Origin of the sequence: Streptomyces sp. NPDC006739 (genome assembly GCF_042869815.1) — a bacterium.
Classification (GTDB): domain Bacteria; phylum Actinomycetota; class Actinomycetes; order Streptomycetales; family Streptomycetaceae; genus Streptomyces.
This window is the reverse complement of record NZ_JBIAGM010000036.1, coordinates 1-18,934: the sequence shown is the minus strand read 5'-3', so window position 1 is coordinate 18,934 and position 18,934 is coordinate 1. Positions and strand designations below refer to the sequence as shown.

At 70.7% G+C, this 18,934-nt stretch carries 18 protein-coding genes; 3 read left to right on the top strand and 15 right to left on the bottom strand.

All coding sequences use genetic code 11. The features are described from left to right. Window positions 1-40 precede the first annotated feature (40 nt). The 6 genes from ACFYMM_RS39530 to ACFYMM_RS39505 all read right to left on the bottom strand — a co-directional run bounded on the left by ACFYMM_RS39530 (window position 41) and on the right by ACFYMM_RS39505 (window position 6,814). A complete protein-coding gene (locus ACFYMM_RS39530) occupies window positions 41-739 on the bottom strand; it encodes a hypothetical protein (protein WP_388396382.1) in 699 nt (232 codons plus the stop codon). 402 nt (window positions 740-1,141) lie between these two features. Beyond that, a complete protein-coding gene (locus ACFYMM_RS39525; RefSeq protein WP_388396379.1) occupies window positions 1,142-2,848 on the bottom strand; it encodes a uroporphyrinogen-III synthase in 1,707 nt (568 codons plus the stop codon). Further along, window positions 2,845-3,804 carry a hydroxymethylbilane synthase gene (gene hemC / locus ACFYMM_RS39520; protein WP_388396376.1) on the bottom strand — a complete coding sequence of 320 codons (960 nt, stop codon included), beginning with the start codon at window positions 3,802-3,804 and terminating at the stop codon, window positions 2,845-2,847. Before hemC ends, ACFYMM_RS39525 begins: the two co-directional genes overlap by 4 nt. Beyond that, entirely contained in the window at window positions 3,801-5,534 is a 1,734-nt protein-coding gene (locus tag ACFYMM_RS39515) for a glutamyl-tRNA reductase (RefSeq protein ID WP_388396373.1), read from the bottom strand. The genes hemC and ACFYMM_RS39515 overlap by 4 nt, the downstream gene beginning before the upstream one ends. Next, window positions 5,531-6,295 (bottom strand): redox-sensing transcriptional repressor Rex, encoded by a 765-nt coding sequence (locus tag ACFYMM_RS39510; RefSeq protein ID WP_388396370.1) that lies wholly within the window; start codon window positions 6,293-6,295, stop codon window positions 5,531-5,533. Before ACFYMM_RS39510 ends, ACFYMM_RS39515 begins: the two co-directional genes overlap by 4 nt. A gap of 237 nt (window positions 6,296-6,532) precedes the next feature. Continuing rightward, a complete protein-coding gene (locus ACFYMM_RS39505; RefSeq protein WP_388396368.1) occupies window positions 6,533-6,814 on the bottom strand; it encodes a glutaredoxin family protein in 282 nt (93 codons plus the stop codon). A gap of 94 nt (window positions 6,815-6,908) precedes the next feature. Between ACFYMM_RS39505 and ACFYMM_RS39500 the strand changes: the two genes are divergently transcribed. From ACFYMM_RS39500 to ACFYMM_RS39490, 3 genes are all read left to right on the top strand, one after another. Further along, window positions 6,909-7,814, top strand: a complete 906-nt coding sequence (locus tag ACFYMM_RS39500) for an HAD family hydrolase (RefSeq protein WP_388396365.1) — start codon at window positions 6,909-6,911, stop codon at window positions 7,812-7,814. Between the two features lie 319 nt (window positions 7,815-8,133). Next, window positions 8,134-8,922, top strand: coding sequence for an ECF subfamily RNA polymerase sigma factor, BldN family (locus tag ACFYMM_RS39495; protein WP_388396362.1), 789 nt, complete (start codon window positions 8,134-8,136; stop codon window positions 8,920-8,922). A 213-nt stretch (window positions 8,923-9,135) separates the two neighbouring features. Further along, window positions 9,136-10,374 carry a DUF5667 domain-containing protein gene (locus ACFYMM_RS39490; protein ID WP_388396360.1) on the top strand — a complete coding sequence of 413 codons (1,239 nt, stop codon included), beginning with the start codon at window positions 9,136-9,138 and terminating at the stop codon, window positions 10,372-10,374. Between the two features lie 264 nt (window positions 10,375-10,638). On the opposite strand, the gene ACFYMM_RS39485 is transcribed toward ACFYMM_RS39490, so the two are convergent. The 9 genes from ACFYMM_RS39485 to ACFYMM_RS39445 all read right to left on the bottom strand — a co-directional run bounded on the left by ACFYMM_RS39485 (window position 10,639) and on the right by ACFYMM_RS39445 (window position 18,827). Further along, window positions 10,639-11,688, bottom strand: coding sequence for a lysophospholipid acyltransferase family protein (locus ACFYMM_RS39485; RefSeq protein WP_388396357.1), 1,050 nt, complete (start codon window positions 11,686-11,688; stop codon window positions 10,639-10,641). Window positions 11,689-11,702: 14 nt separating this feature from the next. Continuing rightward, the gene (locus ACFYMM_RS39480; RefSeq protein ID WP_388396355.1) at window positions 11,703-12,764 is read right to left on the bottom strand and encodes an NAD-dependent epimerase/dehydratase family protein; all 1,062 of its coding nucleotides are present in this window, start codon (window positions 12,762-12,764) and stop codon (window positions 11,703-11,705) included. 214 nt (window positions 12,765-12,978) lie between these two features. Continuing rightward, entirely contained in the window at window positions 12,979-13,077 is a 99-nt protein-coding gene (locus ACFYMM_RS39475) for a 30S ribosomal protein bS22 (protein ID WP_003948845.1), read from the bottom strand. A gap of 132 nt (window positions 13,078-13,209) precedes the next feature. After that, a complete protein-coding gene (locus ACFYMM_RS39470; protein WP_158696841.1) occupies window positions 13,210-13,422 on the bottom strand; it encodes a helix-turn-helix domain-containing protein in 213 nt (70 codons plus the stop codon). A 129-nt stretch (window positions 13,423-13,551) separates the two neighbouring features. Beyond that, window positions 13,552-14,367 (bottom strand): phosphatase, encoded by an 816-nt coding sequence (locus tag ACFYMM_RS39465; RefSeq protein ID WP_388396352.1) that lies wholly within the window; start codon window positions 14,365-14,367, stop codon window positions 13,552-13,554. A 592-nt stretch (window positions 14,368-14,959) separates the two neighbouring features. Further along, window positions 14,960-16,135, bottom strand: a complete 1,176-nt coding sequence (locus ACFYMM_RS39460) for an acetoin utilization protein AcuC (protein WP_388396350.1) — start codon at window positions 16,133-16,135, stop codon at window positions 14,960-14,962. Next, the gene (locus ACFYMM_RS39455) at window positions 16,086-17,300 is read right to left on the bottom strand and encodes an MFS transporter (RefSeq protein ID WP_388396347.1); all 1,215 of its coding nucleotides are present in this window, start codon (window positions 17,298-17,300) and stop codon (window positions 16,086-16,088) included. The genes ACFYMM_RS39460 and ACFYMM_RS39455 overlap by 50 nt, the downstream gene beginning before the upstream one ends. A gap of 84 nt (window positions 17,301-17,384) precedes the next feature. Beyond that, window positions 17,385-18,113, bottom strand: a complete 729-nt coding sequence (locus ACFYMM_RS39450; protein ID WP_388396344.1) for a VC0807 family protein — start codon at window positions 18,111-18,113, stop codon at window positions 17,385-17,387. A gap of 69 nt (window positions 18,114-18,182) precedes the next feature. Then, window positions 18,183-18,827 (bottom strand): HAD family hydrolase, encoded by a 645-nt coding sequence (locus ACFYMM_RS39445; protein ID WP_388396341.1) that lies wholly within the window; start codon window positions 18,825-18,827, stop codon window positions 18,183-18,185. Window positions 18,828-18,934: the final 107 nt, after the last annotated feature.

Genomic DNA, 18,934 nt, shown 5'->3' with positions numbered 1-18,934 from the left:
TTCCGTCCCCTCCGTGGTGGCCCCTTCCATAGCCACGGCCTCACAGCCGCATCGGTTCCTCTCCGGAGAGCACCGCCTTCCTGCGCGCCAACACCGCGGGCACCTGCCCGTACTTCTCATGCCGGTCGGCCATTTCCGGCGAGAGGTACCGCATCAACGTCAGCACGGTGTCCAGGTCCCGATCCAGATGCCGCTGGAAGACGCGTTCATGGTGCGCGATGCGGTTCCGCAGCGTGAGCATGAACTGGAACTTCTTGTACAGGTCCTCTCGACCGCCGCGATGCTCACGGAAGAGATGACGGAGCGAGGAGTTCCAGTACTTCATCTCGTAGTTGTCACGGCCTCCACGCCCGAGCAGGCTGACCCAGAAGCCGAACGACAGCTGCGCGACGATGTCGCACGGGCCGAACGGGCGGTGCGGCTGCCTGTCCTCCAGGGTCTCCCGCGCCCGTTCCAGCATCTCCTGACCCTTGTAGTTGGGCCGGGCCTTCGGCACGTCCCACCAGGCCTCCTGGCCATGACGTCCCACGAGCTGGCGGTGGAGCCGGTTTCGCAGGCTCACCTCGAGGTCACGCAAGGGGCTCTGCAGAGCCCGGGCCACCTCGGAGTCCCAGGCGTACAGCCGTAGCGCGCGAGTGCGGTCGCCTCCACACCTGTGCAGGAAGGGCTGGAACCGCTCCGGAGAGATGGCCTCGATTAACCGGCCGTCTGCATCCGCCCCTCGCTCACGCTGAGTCATCCCGCTCCCTTTCCCCCGTTACCCGACCGTGGTAGAGTCTGTCGAGTAAGCCTTGGATCCCTGTCACTGCATCGCAAACAGCCCTTGGCAGTGCTTGGTTGTGACCCTTGACTCCGCCCGCTCGACTCGGGCGGACTCAAGGGCACAACTGCTTCTAGGGCCAGGCAGGTTGGGTCGACACCGCCTCGGCTGCGGCGCCCACGAACCACAGTAGTAGGTCCGACGACGCAAGGTCAACATTTGTCACCTAGGCACCTCTGAGAAGCAGGCTTCTCAGAGGTGCCTAGGTTCTTTGATGGCACCTGAAAACTGCATGCTGTCCTCAGACACGCGAACGCCCCGCCGTCCATGGGGGACAGCGGGGCGTTCAGGAGGCCACTCAGGGCAGACCACCAGTCGGGGCTACGTCGTGGACCGCCGCCTGCGCGCTCCCGGCCGGCGCTCGCTCGGGCGGGTGACCGGGTCGCCCGCCTCCACGGCGGCGGCGCGCCGCTTCAGGCCGAAGTCCGCCAGGGCCTCCGCCAGCTTGAGCGCCGACGGCTCCGGGGCCATGACGTCGACCCGCAGACCGTGTTCCTCGGCCGTCTTGGCCGTGGCCGGGCCGATGCACGCGATCACCGTGACGTTGTGCGGCTTGCCGGCGATGCCGACCAGGTTCCGCACGGTGGACGACGACGTGAAGAGCACCGCGTCGAAGCCGCCGCCCTTGATCGCCTCCCGGGTCTCCGCCGGCGGCGGCGAGGCACGGACCGTCCGGTAGGCCGTGACGTCGTCGACCTCCCAGCCCAGCTCGATCAGCCCGGCGACCAGGGTCTCCGTGGCGATGTCGGCGCGCGGCAGGAACACCCGGTCGATCGGGTCGAAGACCGGGTCGTACGGCGGCCAGTCCTCCAGCAGGCCCGCGGCCGACTGCTCACCCGACGGCACGAGGTCCGGCTTCACACCGAAGGCGACGAGCGCCCGGGCCGTCTGCTCGCCCACCGCAGCCACCTTGATACCCGCAAAAGCCCGAGCATCAAGGCCGTACTCCTCGAACTTCTCCCGTACCGCCTTCACCGCGTTGACCGACGTGAAGGCGATCCACTCGTAGCGGCCCGTCACCAGGCCCTTGACCGCGCGCTCCATCTGCTGGGGCGTGCGCGGCGGCTCGACGGCGATCGTCGGGACCTCGTGCGGCACCGCGCCGTAGGACCGCAGCTGGTCGGAGAGCGAGACCGCCTGCTCCTTCGTACGCGGCACGAGGACCTTCCAGCCGAACAGCGGCTTGGACTCGAACCACGACAGCTGGTCGCGCTGGGCGGCGGCGGAACGCTCACCGACCACGGCTATCACCGGCCGGCCGCCGTCCGGGGACGGCAGCACCTTGGCCTGCTTCAGGGTCTGCGCGATGGTGCCGAGGGTGGCGCTCCAGGTGCGCTGCCGGGTCGTGGTACCGGCGACGGTCACCGTCAGCGGGGTGTCCGGCTTGCGGCCGGACGCGACCAGTTCGCCGGCCGCCGCCGCAACGGAGTCCAGGGTCGTCGAGACCACCACCGTGCCGTCCGAGGCGCCGACCTCGGTCCAGCAGCGGTCGGAGGCCGTACGGGCGTCCACGAAACGGACGTCCGCGCCCTGCGCGTCCCGCAGCGGCACACCGGCGTACGCGGGCACGCCGACGGCGGCCGCGACACCCGGTACGACCTCGAAGGACACCCCGGCGGCGGCGCAGGCGAGCATCTCCTCGGCCGCGTACGTGTCGAGTCCGGGGTCCCCGGACACCGCACGCACGACCCGCCTGCCGCCCCGCGCGGCCTCCATGACAAGATGAGCGGCATCCCGCACGGGCGGGACCGCTACGGTTTTTGACGCGCCGTCAACGACCGTCAGCTGGGGCGTGCCCGTGCCCGGACGCGTATCCGAGGAAGGATCCGTGTCCGTACGCACGACGGAGACGCCCTGTCTGGCGTGCGTCCGGATCACGTCGAGCACGTCGTGCTCGGCGATCAGGACGTCCGCACTGGACAGCGCCTCCACAGCGCGCAGAGTCAGTAGTCCCGGATCCCCGGGTCCGGCACCGAGGAAGGTGACGTGCCCGTGTTCCGGACCGGCGGGAAGAGTGGTGGGGCTCACTGTGCTCGCTCCCCCATCAGACCGGCCGCGCCCTGGGCAAGCATCTCGGTGGCGAGTTCGCGACCGAGCGCCGTTGCCTGGTCGTACGTCTCGGGCACGGGACCGGTGGTGGACAGCTGCACCGTCCGCGTGCCGTCGGTCGTGCCGACGACGCCGCGCAGGCGCATTTCTTTGATGGTCTGCCCATCGGCCAGAAGGTCGGCCAGCGCTCCTACCGGGGCACTGCAGCCGGCCTCCAGGGCGGCGAGCAGGGACCGTTCGGCGGTCACGGCGGCCCGGGTGAGCGGGTCGTCGAGTTCGCCGAGCGCGGCGACGAGGGACGCGTTGTCCGCGGCGCACTCGATCGCCAGTGCCCCCTGGCCGGGGGCGGGCAAAACCGTGTCGACCGACAGGAAGTCGGTCACCTCGTCGATCCGGCCGATACGGCTCAGGCCGGCGGCGGCCAGGACGACGGCGTCCAGTTCGCCGTCGTGGACGTATCCGATCCGGGTGTCGACGTTCCCCCGGATCGGGACCGTGGCTATGTCCAGGCCGTGGGTGCGCGCGTACGCGTTCAGCTGTGCCATGCGGCGCGGTGAGCCGGTGCCTATGCGGGCGCCGCGCGGCAGGTCGGTGAACTTCAGCGCGTCCCGGGCGACGATGACGTCCCTCGGGTCCTCGCGTTCGGGAACGGCGGCCAGCGCCAGCTCCCCGGGCTGTGTGGTCGGGAGGTCCTTCAGCGAATGAACCGCGAAGTCGACCTCGCCCCTGAGCAGCGCGTCACGCAGCGCGGTGACGAAGACGCCCGTGCCGCCGATCTGCGCCAGGTGCTCGCGGGACACGTCGCCGTAGGTGGTGATCTCGACCAGCTCGACGGGCCGTCCGGTCACCCGGCTCACGGCGTCCGCCACTTGCCCGGACTGGGCCATGGCGAGTCTGCTCCGCCTCGTCCCCAGTCTCAGTGCCTTGTTACTCATGCCGGCCCTCGGTTCTTGCCGTTCTTCTCGGTGCTGTCCCCGGCCCGGGAGACGGCGGCCACCGTCTCCTGGTCGAGGTCGAACAGGGTGCGCAGCGCGTCCGCGTACCCGGCGCCGCCGGGCTCGGCCGCGAGCTGCTTGACCCGCACGGTCGGCGCGTGCAGCAGCTTGTCGACGACGCGGTGCACGGCCTGGCGGATCTCGCCGCGCTGGCGTTCGTCCAGGTCGGGCAGGCGCCCGTCGAGCCGCGCGATCTCACTGGCGACGACGTCGGCGGCCATCGTGCGCAGGGCGACGACGGTCGGCGTGATGTGCGCCGCCCGCTGCGCCGCCCCGAAGGCCGCGACCTCGTCGGAAACGATACGCCGGACCAGGTCCACGTCGGCCGCCATCGGGGCGTCCGCGGAGGCCTCGGCCAGCGACTCGATGTCCACCAGCCGCACCCCGGCCAGCCGGTGCACGGCCGCGTCGATGTCGCGGGGCATGGCGAGGTCGAGGAAGAACAGGACCGGGGCCGGACGCGGGATCTCGGCGACCGGTTCGGGCTTGCGGCGCTCGGGGATGCGGCCGACGGTGGCGGCGAGCGCGGTGAGCGCGGCGATCAGCTCGGCGTCGGCCTCCGGGCCGCGGCGGCCGTCCCCCACTGCCTCAACGGCGTGGGAGGTGCCCCCACCGCGGCGGTCCACGGTGCCGTTGTCGACCCAGGCCCCGTGCTGCTCCAGGGTGGCCGCGTCGATGCCGGCCACGGCGGCCTCTCCCATCACGGAGAAGCCCGAGGGTACGGCGGTCAGGTCGAGGGGGCAGTTGTCGTCGGTGCCGACGCCGGTGGGCGCCGGCGCGGTCGCGGGCCTCGCGGCCGTGGTACCCGTCTCGGCGGCGGGCTGCCCGGTGCGGCCCTCGACGGCCCGCGCGACCGCGTCCGCCGTGAGCACCAGGCCCGTCGCCCCCGTACAGGAGACGACGACGTCGGCACGTGTCAGCTCGGCCGGCACCGCGTCCATCGGTACCGCGCGGGCCGCCACGTCCGTCTCGCCGCCCTCGCCGAGTATCTGTGCGAGGCGCTCGGCACGGTCGAAGGTGCGGTTGGCGACGACGACCTCGGCGATCCCGGCCCGCGCCAGCGTGGTGGCGGCCAGCGAGGACATCGAACCGGCGCCGATGACCAGGGCCTTCCTGCCCCGCGCCCAGTCCTGGACGGCGCCCCCGGCGGCCAGCTGCTCCAGGCCGAAGGTGACCAGGGACTGTCCGGCGCGGTCGATGCCGGTCTCGGAGTGGGCGCGCTTGCCGACCCTGAGGGCCTGCTGGAACAGGTCGTTGAGCAGGCGCCCGGCCGTGTGCAGCTCCTGCGCCCTGGCCAGGGAGTCCTTTATCTGGCCGAGGATCTGGCCCTCTCCGACGACCATCGAGTCCAGCCCGCAGGCCACCGAGAACAGGTGGTGGACGGCCCGGTCCTCGTAGTGCACGTAGAGATAGGGAGTCAGTTCCTCGAGGCCCACCCCGCTGTGCTGGGCGAGCAGCGTGGACAGCTCGGCGACGCCCGCGTGGAACTTGTCCACGTCGGCGTACAGCTCGATGCGGTTGCAGGTGGCCAGCACCGCGGACTCGGTGGCCGGTTCGGCGGCGACCGTGTCCTGCAGCAGCTTGGTCTGGGCGTCCGCGCCGAGCGCGGCCCGCTCCAGGACGCTGACCGGGGCGCTGCGGTGGCTCAGCCCCACGACGAGGAGACTCATGCCGGCATCACGGCGGGTACGTCCCCGTCGGGCCCCTGGTCGGCGGACTTCTCGCGGGCGGTGGCGGCGGGCAGCGCGCCGTCGCCGGCGGCGGTCTCCTCGCCGGCCTTGCGCTGCTCGTGGAAGGCGAGGATCTGCAGCTCGATGGAGAGGTCGACCTTGCGCACGTCGACGCCGTCCGGGACGGACAGCACGGTCGGCGCGAAGTTCAGGATGGAGGTGACGCCGGCGGCGACCAGGCGTTCGCAGACCTGCTGGGCGGCGCCCGCGGGGGTGGCGATCACACCGATCGACACGCCGTTGTCCTCGATGATCTTCTCGAGGTCGTCGGTGTGCTGCACGGGGATGCCCGCGACGGGCTTTCCGGCCATCGCCGGGTCCGCGTCGATGAGCGCCGCGACCCGGAAGCCACGGGAGGCGAAGCCGCCGTAGTTGGCCAGGGCGGCGCCGAGGTTGCCGATACCGACGATGACAACCGGCCAGTCCTGGGTCAGGCCGAGTTCACGGGAGATCTGGTAGACGAGATACTCCACGTCGTAGCCGACACCGCGCGTTCCGTACGAACCCAGGTAGGAGAAGTCCTTGCGCAGCTTGGCGGAGTTGACCCCCGCCGCCGCGGCCAGCTCCTCGGAGGAGACCGTGGGTACCGAGCGCTCCGACAGTGCGGTCAGGGCTCGGAGGTACAGCGGAAGCCTGGCGACGGTGGCCTCGGGAATCCCTCGGCTGCGGGTCGCCGGTCGGTGAGTTCGGCCAGTTGCCACGGTGCTCCTGCGGGTAGAGCGGGGCTGTAGGCGGTCACACGTACCTAGACCGCCCCGTCGAATGCAGGCTATGTCTTTGTGAACGCGTGCACAAAGATGGTGTCCGTTTTGCCCGGCCAACGTGACCGGGGTCACGCGCTTCTCCGCTGGGGGCAAAATCGTCACACGCTCCTCGTCAATCCCGCCCCCCGGACCAAGTTCGCCGTCGATCCTAGGCGACTTTTCGCCTGACTTGGACTACCCGGTCAGTTCCCTGCGCAGCCGGCCCTCGTCCACCCGCCAGAAGGTGTGCTGACGGCCGTCCACGAGCACCACGGGAATCTGCTCCCAGTACTGCTCGTGGAGCCCCGGATCCTGGGTGATGTCCTTCTGCTCCCACGGGACCCCGAGATCGCCGCAGACCTTCTCGACCACCGCCTGGGCGTCGTCGCACAGATGGCAGCCCGGTTTGCGGACAAGTGTGACAAGCCGGTCACCGGGAGCGGGCCTGCGCCGAAAGATGGGACTCATGTCGGCCATTGTCGCCCCTGCTTAACGGCCCGGCCGCGGAGAGTTCACAGCCTCCGAACGTCTCCACTCCGGAAGCCCCGAACAAACTGGCTATGCTCACGCCATGGCCGCTCTCGGATGGCTCACTCCCCGTAGGCGCTCCGCCACGGCGCGGAGCGTGTTGGCAGGCGAGGCCTCGGCGGAGGCAGCGCGCAAGTCGGCTCCGGCCGAGGAGGAACCGGAGTTCCCGGTGCTCGGCGACGAACGGGCCGCCGCCTTCTTCGACCTCGACAACACCGTGATGCAAGGTGCCGCCCTCTTCCACTTCGGCCGGGGCCTGTACAAGCGGAAGTTCTTCGAGACCCGGGACCTCGCGAAGTTCGCCTGGCAGCAGGCCTGGTTCAGGCTGGCGGGCGTGGAGGACCCGGAGCACATGCAGGACGCCCGCGACTCGGCACTGTCGATCGTCAAGGGTCACCGGGTCGCCGAGCTGATGTCCATCGGCGAGGAGATCTACGACGAGTACATGGCCGAGCGCATCTGGCCGGGCACCCGGGCGCTGGCCCAGGCCCACCTGGACGCCGGCCAGAAGGTGTGGCTGGTCACGGCCGCCCCGGTGGAGATCGCCCAGGTGATCGCCCGCCGTCTCGGCCTCACCGGCGCGCTCGGCACGGTCGCGGAGTCGGTCGACGGGATCTACACCGGCAAGCTGGTCGGCGAGCCGCTGCACGGTCCGGCCAAGGCGGAGGCGGTACGCGCGCTGACCACGGCGGAGGGGCTGGACCTCGCCCGCTGCGCCGCCTACAGCGACTCCCACAACGACATCCCGATGCTCTCCCTCGTCGGCCACCCCTACGCGATCAACCCCGACGCCAAACTGCGCAAACACGCCCGCGAACAGGACTGGCGGCTGCGCGACTACCGCACGGGCCGCAAGGCGGCGAAGGTCGGCATCCCGGCGGCGGCGGGCGTCGGCGCGGTCGCCGGCGGCACGGCGGCGGCGATCGCGCTGCACCGTCGCCGCCGCTAGCGGCCCTGGTCGCCGCCGGTGGCGACACTCCCGGGCGCGACGGCGGGCGCCGGGCCGAGGATTATGGCGCCCTCCGTCCAACACGCCCCCCACATCGCCGAAAGCCGACGCTTTTCGATCAACAAGCGTTCATTCTGCGGCACTTGAACAGGTGTCATTCGGTTACACAAGCGACGTAATCGATGATTTGAGCAACTGGGTGTAGCAGGGCCTGCACGAAGCGTTATTCTCCTCAGACGCAAACCGGTACCCCTCCGTCGCTACGACGGGTGAATGGTCCCGTACTGCACGTGATGGAAGCTCTGCCTCTGGGAGTCCCGTGTACCCACACGTCGGGGTTGACGCCTCGGGCCTGGCTACGCTGCGCGCAACGGTCGCAACGGTCCAACAAATGTTGCGCGGACTGGTCCCGCCCGCGTACGCCGTCCCCGCCCTCGCCACCGCCGCCTCCGCACCCGTGGGCCCGTGCTACGCACTGGCCGACGGCGGTGCGGCGGTCGGCAGACGGGGCCGGTCGGCGGCCGGCGCCGCCACCGCCCGCCGACCGGCCGCCGACAGCGACAGCGCCCGGATGATGGACCTGGTGGAACGCGCCCAGTCCGGCGAGGCCGAGGCCTTCGGCCGCCTCTACGACCAGTACAGCGACACGGTGTACCGGTACATCTACTACCGCGTCGGCGGCAAGGCCACCGCCGAGGACCTCACCAGTGAGACGTTCCTGCGCGCCCTGCGCCGCATCGGCACCTTCACCTGGCAGGGCCGCGACTTCGGTGCCTGGCTGGTCACCATCGCCCGCAACCTCGTCGCCGACCACTTCAAGTCCAGCCGCTTCCGGCTGGAGGTCACCACCGGGGAGATGCTCGACGCCAACGAGGTCGAGCGCTCCCCCGAGGACTCCGTCCTGGAGTCCCTCTCCAACGCCGCGCTGCTCGACGCCGTACGACGTCTCAATCCCCAGCAGCAGGAGTGCGTGACGCTCCGCTTCCTCCAGGGCCTCTCCGTCGCCGAGACCGCCCGGGTGATGGGCAAGAACGAGGGCGCCATCAAGACCCTCCAGTACCGGGCCGTGCGCACCCTCGCCCGGCTCCTCCCGGACGACGCGCGCTAGAGAACTCACCTTCCGTTGAGGCGCGTTGACTTTCCGAACCGCTCCTGGGCCGTCCGTAACCCAAGTGCCGCGCCAGTCGTTGTGCGGGATACAGGCTCCCTGTGGTCACGTCCTGGCCGACCCTGATCGCTCGATCGTGTGAAGTGGTCGCGGGCGTGCAACCCTCAGGACCCCCTGGGGAGTCGACCGTCATGACGAGAGGAGGTGCCGCCAGTGATCGCGAACGTATCGGCGCACCGGCGGGCGAACGCCTTCGCCCAGGCCCTGGAGGAGCAGTCCGACCGGGAACCGGTGGACGAGCGGCCCGAAGGCCCGGCAGGATCGCCCCCGGCCGCCGCCGCGAGGACCGAGCAGAGCGAGCAGGGGGAGCTGTTGACCCTCGCCGCGGGTCTCGGCTCGCTGCCCAGACCGGAGCTGGACCCCGAGGTCAAGGTCGTCCAGCGGGCCCAGTTGGTGGCCGCGATGGAGGCCATGCTCCAGGAGGGCACCGCGGGCGGGGCGGCGGACGCGTCGGTGCCCGAGCAACGGGGCCGGGCCAAGGGTGCGCACCGGGCGAGCCCGCTGGGCAAACTGCGACCGCGGTCCCGGCTGACGAAGGGGCTCGCCGCCGGCGGCCTCAGCGTCGGCGTCGCGGCCGGAGCCTTCGGCGGAGTGGCCGCCGCGAGTTCCGACGCCCTGCCCGGCGACTCGCTGTACGGCCTCAAACGCGGCATCGAGGACTTCAAGCTCAACTACCTGAGCGACGGCGACGACGAGCGCGGCCAGACCTACCTCGACCAGGCCTCCACCCGGCTGAACGAGGCACGGCGCCTGATGGAGCGCGGCCGGGGCGGCCACCTCGACCACGAGTCCATCGGCGAGATCCGCCGCACCCTGTCCGGGATGCAGCACGACGTCACCGAGGGCCACCGCCTGCTGCACGCCGCCTACGAACGCGATCCCGACTCGCTGCGCCCCATCCAGGCCCTGTCCAACTTCTCCCGGTCCCACCGCCAGGTCTGGGGCGCCCTGCGCGAGAAACTGCCGGTCCAGCTCGGGGACGTCGGCGAGCAGGTGTCGTCGGTCTTCGACGCCATAGACCAAGAGGTCGCCCCGCTGCAGTCCCTGCTTCCGCAGTCGCCCGCCCAGACCGGCGGCAGCGGACACCAGGGCTCCGGCTCGGCGTCCCCCGGCAGCTCCGGCACCCACCGCTCGGCCACACCGTCCACCGGGGCCTCCGCCTCCGGCAAGCACCCGGGCACCGGCAGCCCCTCCGGTACGGCCTCCGGCAGCCAGGGCGAGGGCCTGATCGGCGGCAGCACGGGCGGTCTGCTCGACCCGCCGAAGAACACCGGCAGCGCCTCCCCGTCCACCGGCAAGTCCCCCTCCGCCGCCCCGGACGTCACCCTGCCCCCACTCCTCCCGGGCCTCCTGCCCGGCCTGGGCATCGACGGCCAGGAAAACGGCAACTAGACGCACGAACACAACGGTGGGGGTGCCCTTCCCAAGAAGGGCACCCCCACCGCCGCAGGCCCAGCGGAATGACCTTCTAGAAGAAAACCGACCTCCGCTGCACCAACAACTTGACCCCTCCCGTCTGCTGCCCTCGCACTGCTCCGCAGGCTTCGGACAGCCGCGCCGGACTCCGCCCGGCGGCTCCGGGGGCCAACTCCGGACGGCGGCTCCGGACGGCCGGAACCGGGCATCCCACGCGCTCATGCCGGGCGGCTCGTCCGCTCAGAAGAAAACCGACCTCCGCTGCACCAACAGCTTGTACAGCGTGTGCTGGATCTGCTCCCTCACCTGGTCGGTCAGGTTGAACATCAGCATCGGGTCCTCGGCCGCCTCCGGCGGGTAGCCGTCCGTCGGGATCGGCTCGCCGAACTGGATCGTCCACTTGGTCGGCAGCGGAATCGCGCCCAGCGGCCCCAGCCACGGAAAGGTCGGCGTCAGCGGGAAGTACGGGAACCCCAGCAGCCGCGCGAGCGTCTTGGCGTTGCCGATCATCGGGTAGATCTCCTCGGCCCCGACGATCGAGCACGGGATGATCGGCGTACCGTGCCGCAGTGCCGTGGAGACGAAGCCGCCCCGGCCGAACCGCTGGAGCTTGTAGCGCTCCCCGAACGGCTTGCCGATGCCCTTGAAGCCCTCCGGCATCACTCCGACCAGCTCGCCCTGCCCCAGCAGCCGTTCGGCGTCCTCCGCGCAGGCGAGGGTGTGCCCCAGCTTGCGGGCGAGTTCGTTGACGACCGGGAGGACGAACACCAGGTCGGCCGCGAGCAGCCGCAGATGCCGGCCCGCCGGATGGTTGTCATGGACGGCGACCTGCATCATCAGCCCGTCCAGCGGCAGCGTCCCGGAGTGGTTGGCGACGATCAGCGCGCCCCCCTCCGCCGGGATGTTCTCGATGCCCTTCACTTCGACCCGGAAGTACTTCTCGTACACCGGGCGCAGCAGTGACATCAGGACCTGGTCGGTCAGCTCCTCGTCGTAGCCGAAGTCGTCGACGTCGTAGTCCCCGGTCAGCCGGCGGCGCAGAAACGCCAGGCCGCTCGCGACACGCTTGTCGAGCCCGCCCTCGTCCCGCCTGCGCAGCGGCTCCTTCTCACCGGTCACAGGAACATCATCCTGCGCGGGAGCCCTGCTCGGCAGGGGCTGGACCTCGCGGACCAGGGCCGGCTCGCCGGTCCCCCGCCGGCTCCCCAGGCTCCGGCGCCGGGACGGCCGCTGCACGGCACCCCCGCGGGACCGGTCGTCGTCGAACGGAATGACCTTGGCATCCGCCATCGTTGATGCGCTCCTCAGTTGGCGCTCGGCGTCGGGGGGTGGCCGCCGCCCAGGGCGGGCAGCGCGGCGATCCGGTCGACGGCCCCCGCGAGGGCCTGCGGCGGCAGCAGCCCGGGACCCTGGCTGCGCGCGAAGTCCGTGAAGGTCTCCGCCGTCGTGTACTTCGGCTTGAAGCCCAGCGTCTCGCGCATCTGGTCCGTGGCCACCACCCGGCCGTGGGTGAGCAGCCGGATCTGCTCGGGCGAGAAGTCCGTCATGCCCAGCGTACGGACCAGGGAACCGGCCCAGGTGACAGCCGGCAGCAGCAGCGGCACGGTGGGGCGGCCCAGGCGCCGGGAGCACTGGGACAGCAGCAGGACGCCGTCCCCGGCGATGTTGAAGGTGCCGCTGTTCAGCGTGCCCCGCTGCGGCTCGTGCGAGGCGATCCGCAGCACCTCGTTCACGTCGTCCTCGTGCACGAACTGCAGCCGTGGGTCGTAGCCGAACACGGTCGGCAGGACCGGCAGCGAGAAGTACGAGGCCAGCGGCGTGTCGGCGGTCGGGCCGAGGATGTTGGCGAACCTGAGCACGCACACGGCCACGTCCGGCCGACGCCGGGCGAACCCGCGCACGTACCCCTCGACCTCCACCGCGTCCTTCGCGAAGCCGCCGCTGGGCAGCGACTTGGGCGGCATGGTCTCGGTGAACACGGCCGGATCCCGGGGTGCGGAGCCGTAGACGTTCGTACTGGACTTCACCACCAGCCGCTTCACGGTCGGCGACTTCTGGCAGGCACCGAGCAGTTGCATGGTGCCGATGACGTTGGTCTCCTTGACCGTGGTCCGGCTGCCGCTGCCCAGCGCCGTGCCGGTCACGTCCAGGTGTACGACGGTGTCGGCGCCCGTCTCGGCGAGTACCCGGGCGATGGTGGGCTGCCGGATGTCGGCCTGGATGAAGTCCGCGCCGCCCAGGTGGTGCTCCGGCGGCACCGCGTCCACGGCGACCACCCGGTCCACCTGTGGGTCACGCTGGATCCGCCGGACGAACCGGCCCCCCAGCTGACGGGCCACTCCGGTGACGAGCACGACCTTTCCCATGCGGCCAACTTAGCGGTTCGGTGTTGCGCTGTGATGACCGCCCGATGCCCGAGGTGACGGAATTTCCCCAGTCGGAATATGCCCTTGACGCCCTGGCCGGACACCCCGGCCCGGAAATATGACTGCGGCCCCCCACCGCATGGGTGGGGGGCCACGGCCGTACAACGCTCTCGCGGCGCCGCTACGGTTCACCCGCGCTCGCGCGGGGAGCCGCTTACTTCTTGTTGCGACGCTGAACGCGCGTGCGCTTGAGCAGCTTGCGGTGCTTCTTCTTGGCCATCCGCTTGCGCCGCTTCTTGATAACAGAGCCCACGACTACCCTCGCTCACTTCTCATCACTCGGTGCTGGGCGCCATGGGCCCATACGACCTACGAGGGGCTAGCCTACCCGCCCGAGCGCTGAGGTCGTAATCGAGGGCGCTCCGGGTGAATTCCCGGCTCGCCGTCAGGCTGTCTCCACCCCCACATAGCTCTCGCGGAGGTACTCGTGTACCGCTTGCTCCGGGACGCGGAAGGACCGCCCGACCCGGATCGCGGGCAGATGACCGCTGTGCACCAGCCGGTACACGGTCATCTTGGACACTCGCATCACCGAGGCGACCTCCGCCACGGTAAGGAATACGACCTCGTTGAGAGGCCTCTCGCCAGCTGCAGCCATGACACACCTGAACCTTCCGCACTCGACGGCCACCGGCTTCCCCTTCCGGTGACTCTTCGTCGTTGCGTGCTCACTCCCCAATGTAGGGGCGGGTGATGCGAGTGGGGAAGAGGTGCACCCATCGCAGGCCTACTGTGACAGACACGCTCGATTGAGTACGTAGCGGGTAAGCGGCCCGTAGTAATCAGACCGCACTGCGTCATCAAGTGGAACGACGACGGAGACGGACCCCTCGGCCTCCCCCACGAAGAGCGCCGGGTCGTCCGTGTCCGCCAGCCCGATCGCCTCGAACCCCAGCTGACCTGCCCCGCAGACCCAGCCGTGATCCCCGACGACCAGCTCGGGCAGGGGGCCGCCGCCCTCGGCCGCGGCCGCCAGCGCCACCCGAACCGGGAGAGGTGAATGGCTGTGTGCGCCAGGCTCACAACCGGGGCGTACGGTGCCTGGTTCTCGCATCAGCCCGACTCCCCGTACGTAGTCGAGGTTGTGCGTACGTAGACCGAACCGGGTCGTTATGTCGACACAGCGACCCTGCGCCGGGGTGAGGACCTCACATCCCGCCGACGACAGCGCGTCCGCCAACGCGGCGTAGAAACCGAGCAGCCAGCGCGGGTGGCCGGTCCCGAACAGCACGGGGGCACCACGCTGCGCCACGGCCGCGATCCGCTCCGCGAAGGCATCCAGGGCGGCCAGGGTGCGCTCCGGATCGATCACATCTTGCCCTGAAGTATGTGCAGGATCGGCCGAAACCCCACACTTGGTGGCCATCAACTCCATCAAGTCCCGCTGCCCCCAGGACCATTCGGGATCGATCCCGATCAACAGGCGGGGGTCACGGGCCGCGAAGAGCCGATAGCTGCGCAGGCTCTCCTCCCGGGAGGTCGCCACGACACCGGCGAGCCGGGCGGCCAGCAGATGGGCTCGGAGGGCACCGGTGGTCAGCATGGGAGCGATGGTGACGGACGGGGGGCGAGCACGGGGCGGGAACGGCGGTAAGACCGCACGGTTGGCCTAGCGCCCCGGCCCAACCGCCACCCGGGCCACGCTCGACAGCACCCGCCCCCTGGCCGCTCTCGGTGTGCCCCGCCGCACCTGGCCGCCCCGGCAGCACCCGTGACCTCGCCGCACTCGAGCGCGTCCCTCGTCCTGGCCGCACTCGGCCGCACCCGACGCGCACCCGTCAATCTGGCCGCGCCGACGGACCCCCGCATCGCACCCGGCCACCCCGGGCACCAACCCGTCGCAGCCACCCCGGCAGCACACCCATCGCCCCGGCCGCACTCGCCCGGACTTGGCGCACGCGGGCCATGCCGGCCGGACCCGCGCGCAGCCCTCGCACCTGGCCACGCCCGGCCAGACCCGACGCACCCGCCCGCACCCGGCACACACCAGCCGACCTGACCGCCCCGGCAGCACCCGTGACCTCGCCACGCTCGAGCGCATCCCTCATCCTGGCCACGCCCGGCCGGACCCGGTGTCGCACCCGGTCGCAGGCGTTCGGGGCCCGGGGCCCTTCCGGTGCCCAGGCCGACACCCCCTACGCCAACAGCCCCCGCAGCGGGAACGCGGAGCGGCGGGTGGCCAGTACCGCCTGGTCCAGGCGGTCGGCGGGGTCGTATCCCTCCTCCCAGGACGGGAACGACACCGGCCACCGCCCGTCGGTCATCCGCGCCGGCGCCAACTGCCGTGTCCGGGCGAAGACCTGCTGCCGCCACCCCTCGGGGATCATCGCCTCCGGCTCCACGGGACGCCCGGCCGCGATCCCCACCAGATGCGTCCAGGACCGCGGCACCACGTCCACCACCGCGTATCCGCCCCCGCCGAGGGCGATCCACTTCCCCTCGGCGTGCTCGTGCGCCAGTTCATGACAGGCCACCTGCACCGCCCGCTGCGCATCGAGCGACACCGCGAGATGGGCGAGCGGGTCCTCGAAGTGCGTGTCGGCCCCGTGCTGTGTCACCAGCACCTGCGGCCTGAAGTCGGCGATCAGCTCCGGCACCACGGCGTGGAACGCCCGCAGCCACCCGGCGTCCCCCGTCCCCGCGGGCAGCGCCACGTTCACCGCCGACCCCTCGCCGGCCCCGTCCGCCCCGGTCTCCTCGGGCCACCCCGTCTGCGGAAACAGCGTGCGCGGGTGCTCGTGCAGCGAGATCGTCAGGACCCGAGGATCCTCCCAGAACGCCGCCTGCACCCCGTCCCCGTGATGCACGTCGACATCCACGTAGGCCACCCGCTCGGCCCCGAGCTCCAGCAGCCGTGCGATGGCGAGCGCGGCGTCGTTGTACACGCAGAACCCCGACGCGCCCCCCGGCATCGCATGGTGCAGCCCGCCCGCGAAGTTCACCGCATGCGCCACGCCACCCCGCCACACGGCCTCCGCCGCCCCCACCGACTGCCCGGCGATCAGCGCCGACACCTCGTGCATCCGGGCGAAGGCGGGATCGTCCATGGTCCCGAGCCCGTACGAGCCGTCCGCCGACCCCGGATCCGCCGACGCTGCCTTCACCGCCTCGATGTAGTCCTGCCGGTGGACCAGCCGCAGGGTCGACTCGCCGGCCGGCTTCGCCGCGACGACGTCCACCTCCCGGTCGAGCCCGAAGGCCTCCACCAGTCGCCGGGTCAGCTCCAGCCGGACCGGATCCATCGGATGGTCCGGGCCGAAGTCATAGCCCGTTACTGCCTCGTCCCACATCAGCTGTGCGCGGCCGCTCATGCCCGCCACCGTATCGGTCCGGTTGAGGCGCGAACGATTTGGCGTACCCGAGGGTCACCAGCACCAACACCATCGGTACGAGCATGGCCCCGCGATAACTCCAGGCGTCCCCGATCGCCCCCACCAACGGGGAACCGACGAGGAACCCGACATAGTTGAAGATGTTGAGCCGGGCGATCGCCGCGTCCGACGCCCCGGGGAACAGCCGCCCCGCCGCCGCGAACGTCTGCGGCACCAGCACACACAGTCCAAGGCCCAGCAGGGTGAACCCGAGCATCCCCACCCAGGCCTGGGGCGCCGCGGCCACCACCGCGAACCCGAGCGCCGCCACCAGCGCCCCCAGCCGCACCACCGCCACGGCCCCGAACCGCCGTACCCCGATGTCACCGATGGACCGCCCCAACAGGGTGGTCACCATGTACACGTTGTACGGCACGGTCGCCAACTGCTCGGAACTGCCCAGCACGTCCTTCAGGTACTTCGCGCTCCAGTTGGAGACGGTCGAGTCCCCGATGTACGCGAACGCCAGCACCAGACACAGCGGCAGCAGCAGCTTGAAGACCACGCTCCCGCCGTCACCGGCCGCCTGCTCCCCGACGGGGCCCGGCTCCCTGTCGACGTACCACCGGCTCCCCACCAGCACCGCCGGCAACAGCACGGCGACCACCGGCAGGTACGACACCCACAGCGCGAGGTGCCAGTGCGCCCCGGCCCAGGCCAGCGAGGCCCCGAGGATCCCGCCCAGGCTGAACGCGGCATGGAAGCTGAGCATGATGCTGCGCCCGTACATCTGCTGCAGCCTCACCCCGAGCATGTTCATGGAGGCGTCCAGCGCGCCGACGGCCAGTCCGAACGCGGCCAGCGCCGCCCCCAGCTCGACCATCCGGTTGCCCGCCCCGACACCGAGCAGCGCCAGCAGCACCACCGGCTGGCACCAGCGCAGCAGCCGGCTGGGCCGTACCCGCTTCACCAGCTGCTCGGTGGTCACACTGCCGACGCCCGCGAGGATCGGTACGGCCGCCAGGAAGACCGGCAGCAGCCCGTCGGAGACGCCGTACCGGTCCTGGATGGCCGGGATCCGCGTCACGAGGAGGGCAAAGGTGGCGCCCTGGGCGAAGAAACCGAACGCCAGTGAGGCCCTACCGCGCCGCAGCACATCTGTCATGGCGGCGAGCGTAGGGCCCCGGCGTACTCGTGGGTAGATCCGGCCAAAGATGAATTTCCTTCAGCTTCGCCGACGCGGTCGGTGTCAGGCGGCGACGGCCACCTCGGGGCGGGCGGTCCGGTCGGCGGTCTCGGCCTCGTCGCTGACCATGCGCTCCATGGGTCCGGCGGCCAGTGCCCCGCAGAGCACCATGCCCAGGCCGATGGCCGCGATCATGATCACGGTGCCGAGCCAGACCATGGTGTCCACCGGGACGGTGTAGGCGCCGACGACCCGCAGCACGCACTCCACCAGCAGCACGACGCCCCAGACCAGCGAGAACACCTTCTCCTTGCTGCGGAAGTCCCCTGAGCCGGCGGCGGTGCCGTTCATCAGCCGGTCCCAGGCGGCCTCCTTGGCGGTGTCGCCCTTCACCAGGAAGGGCTTGAGGCCCGCGGTCATCATCGGCCGCCCGAGGGCCACGGAGACCAGGATCCCGATGCCGACCGTGCTGCTGACGCCGCTGTCCTTGGCGAGCATGAGGCGGGGGTCACCGGAGACGAAGCTGAGCAGCAGCCCGACCGCGTTCACGATCAGGATGAGGAGGGCGAGCCCGTTGGCCCTGCGTTCCTTGGCCAGGCCCCACAGGGTGCGCAGCACGGGCACCACGCTGCTCCAGGCGAGCGCCGAGAACGTGCTCATTCCGATGGCGTCCTTGAAGGCGTAGTACGAGCCGAGCGGCACCGCAACGTCCAGGATCAGCGGCCGGAAGTTGTCCAGCACGCTCGGGTTCTGCTGCTTGTTCCGGCTCTGGTTCCCCGTGTTCTTCGTCATGCCCCTAGCTTCGCGTCCGGGCGGGGTCCGCCGGTAGAAACGATCGTCCGGAGGACCGCATGACAAATGTCAGTGCAACAGCCCTGACAACTCCTCCATGTCCGAGAAGAGTTGGCCCGCGTCCGCGAGCCGCTCGGCGGGCGTCATGGCCGTGAACCCGTACACGTCCATGCCGGCGGCGACAGCCGCCCGCACCCCCAGCGGACTGTCTTCCACGACCACGCACCGCTCCGGGGTGACCCCCATCCGCTCGGCCGCGTGGAGGAAGAGATCCGGGGCCGGCTTGCCCCGCCCGACGTCCTGGGAGCTGAAGATCCGCGCCTGGTCGAACCACCGGTCGAGCCCGGTCGTCCGGTGTCCGACGCGGATGCGTTCATGGCTTCCCGAGGAGGCGACGCAGTACGGCACTCCGTCCGCGGTCAGCTTCTCCAGGACGCCGACGACTCCGGTCACGGGCTTCAACTCCCGCTCGAACGCGGCGAACACGCGTGCGTGGAAGACGTCGTCGAAGTCGTCCGGCAGTCGCCGGCCCGTCCGCTCCAGGACCAGGTCGTGGATGCGGTGCATCGCCGATCCCATGTAGTCCCGTATGGAGTCCTCGTAGGAGGTCGGATGGCCGAGTTCGGTCAGGTAGGCGGCCAGATGCCGGTTGGAGATGGGTTCGCTGTCGACGAGTACGCCGTCGTTGTCGAAGATGACGAGGTCATAGCGCATACCTAGACCTTAAACGCAGAAAACCCCGCATCTTTCGATGCGGGGTTTTCCCAAGAATTGTTCGGCGGTGTCCTACTCTCCCACAGGGTCCCCCCTGCAGTACCATC

Coding starts and splice junctions, on each gene's coding strand:
- ACFYMM_RS39500 (WP_388396365.1), top strand. CDS start 6,909: ATGGCCGCTCTCGGATGGCTCACTCCCCGTAGGCGCTCCGCCACGGCG.
- ACFYMM_RS39470 (WP_158696841.1), bottom strand. CDS start 13,422: ATGGCTGCAGCTGGCGAGAGGCCTCTCAACGAGGTCGTATTCCTTACC.
- ACFYMM_RS39485 (WP_388396357.1), bottom strand. CDS start 11,688: ATGGCGGATGCCAAGGTCATTCCGTTCGACGACGACCGGTCCCGCGGG.
- hemC (WP_388396376.1), bottom strand. CDS start 3,804: ATGAGTAACAAGGCACTGAGACTGGGGACGAGGCGGAGCAGACTCGCC.
- ACFYMM_RS39515 (WP_388396373.1), bottom strand. CDS start 5,534: ATGAGTCTCCTCGTCGTGGGGCTGAGCCACCGCAGCGCCCCGGTCAGC.
- ACFYMM_RS39450 (WP_388396344.1), bottom strand. CDS start 18,113: ATGACGAAGAACACGGGGAACCAGAGCCGGAACAAGCAGCAGAACCCG.
- ACFYMM_RS39460 (WP_388396350.1), bottom strand. CDS start 16,135: ATGAGCGGCCGCGCACAGCTGATGTGGGACGAGGCAGTAACGGGCTAT.
- ACFYMM_RS39480 (WP_388396355.1), bottom strand. CDS start 12,764: ATGGGAAAGGTCGTGCTCGTCACCGGAGTGGCCCGTCAGCTGGGGGGC.
- ACFYMM_RS39505 (WP_388396368.1), bottom strand. CDS start 6,814: ATGGCCGACATGAGTCCCATCTTTCGGCGCAGGCCCGCTCCCGGTGAC.
- ACFYMM_RS39530 (WP_388396382.1), bottom strand. CDS start 739: ATGACTCAGCGTGAGCGAGGGGCGGATGCAGACGGCCGGTTAATCGAG.
- ACFYMM_RS39445 (WP_388396341.1), bottom strand. CDS start 18,827: ATGCGCTATGACCTCGTCATCTTCGACAACGACGGCGTACTCGTCGAC.
- ACFYMM_RS39465 (WP_388396352.1), bottom strand. CDS start 14,367: ATGCTGACCACCGGTGCCCTCCGAGCCCATCTGCTGGCCGCCCGGCTC.
- ACFYMM_RS39455 (WP_388396347.1), bottom strand. CDS start 17,300: ATGACAGATGTGCTGCGGCGCGGTAGGGCCTCACTGGCGTTCGGTTTC.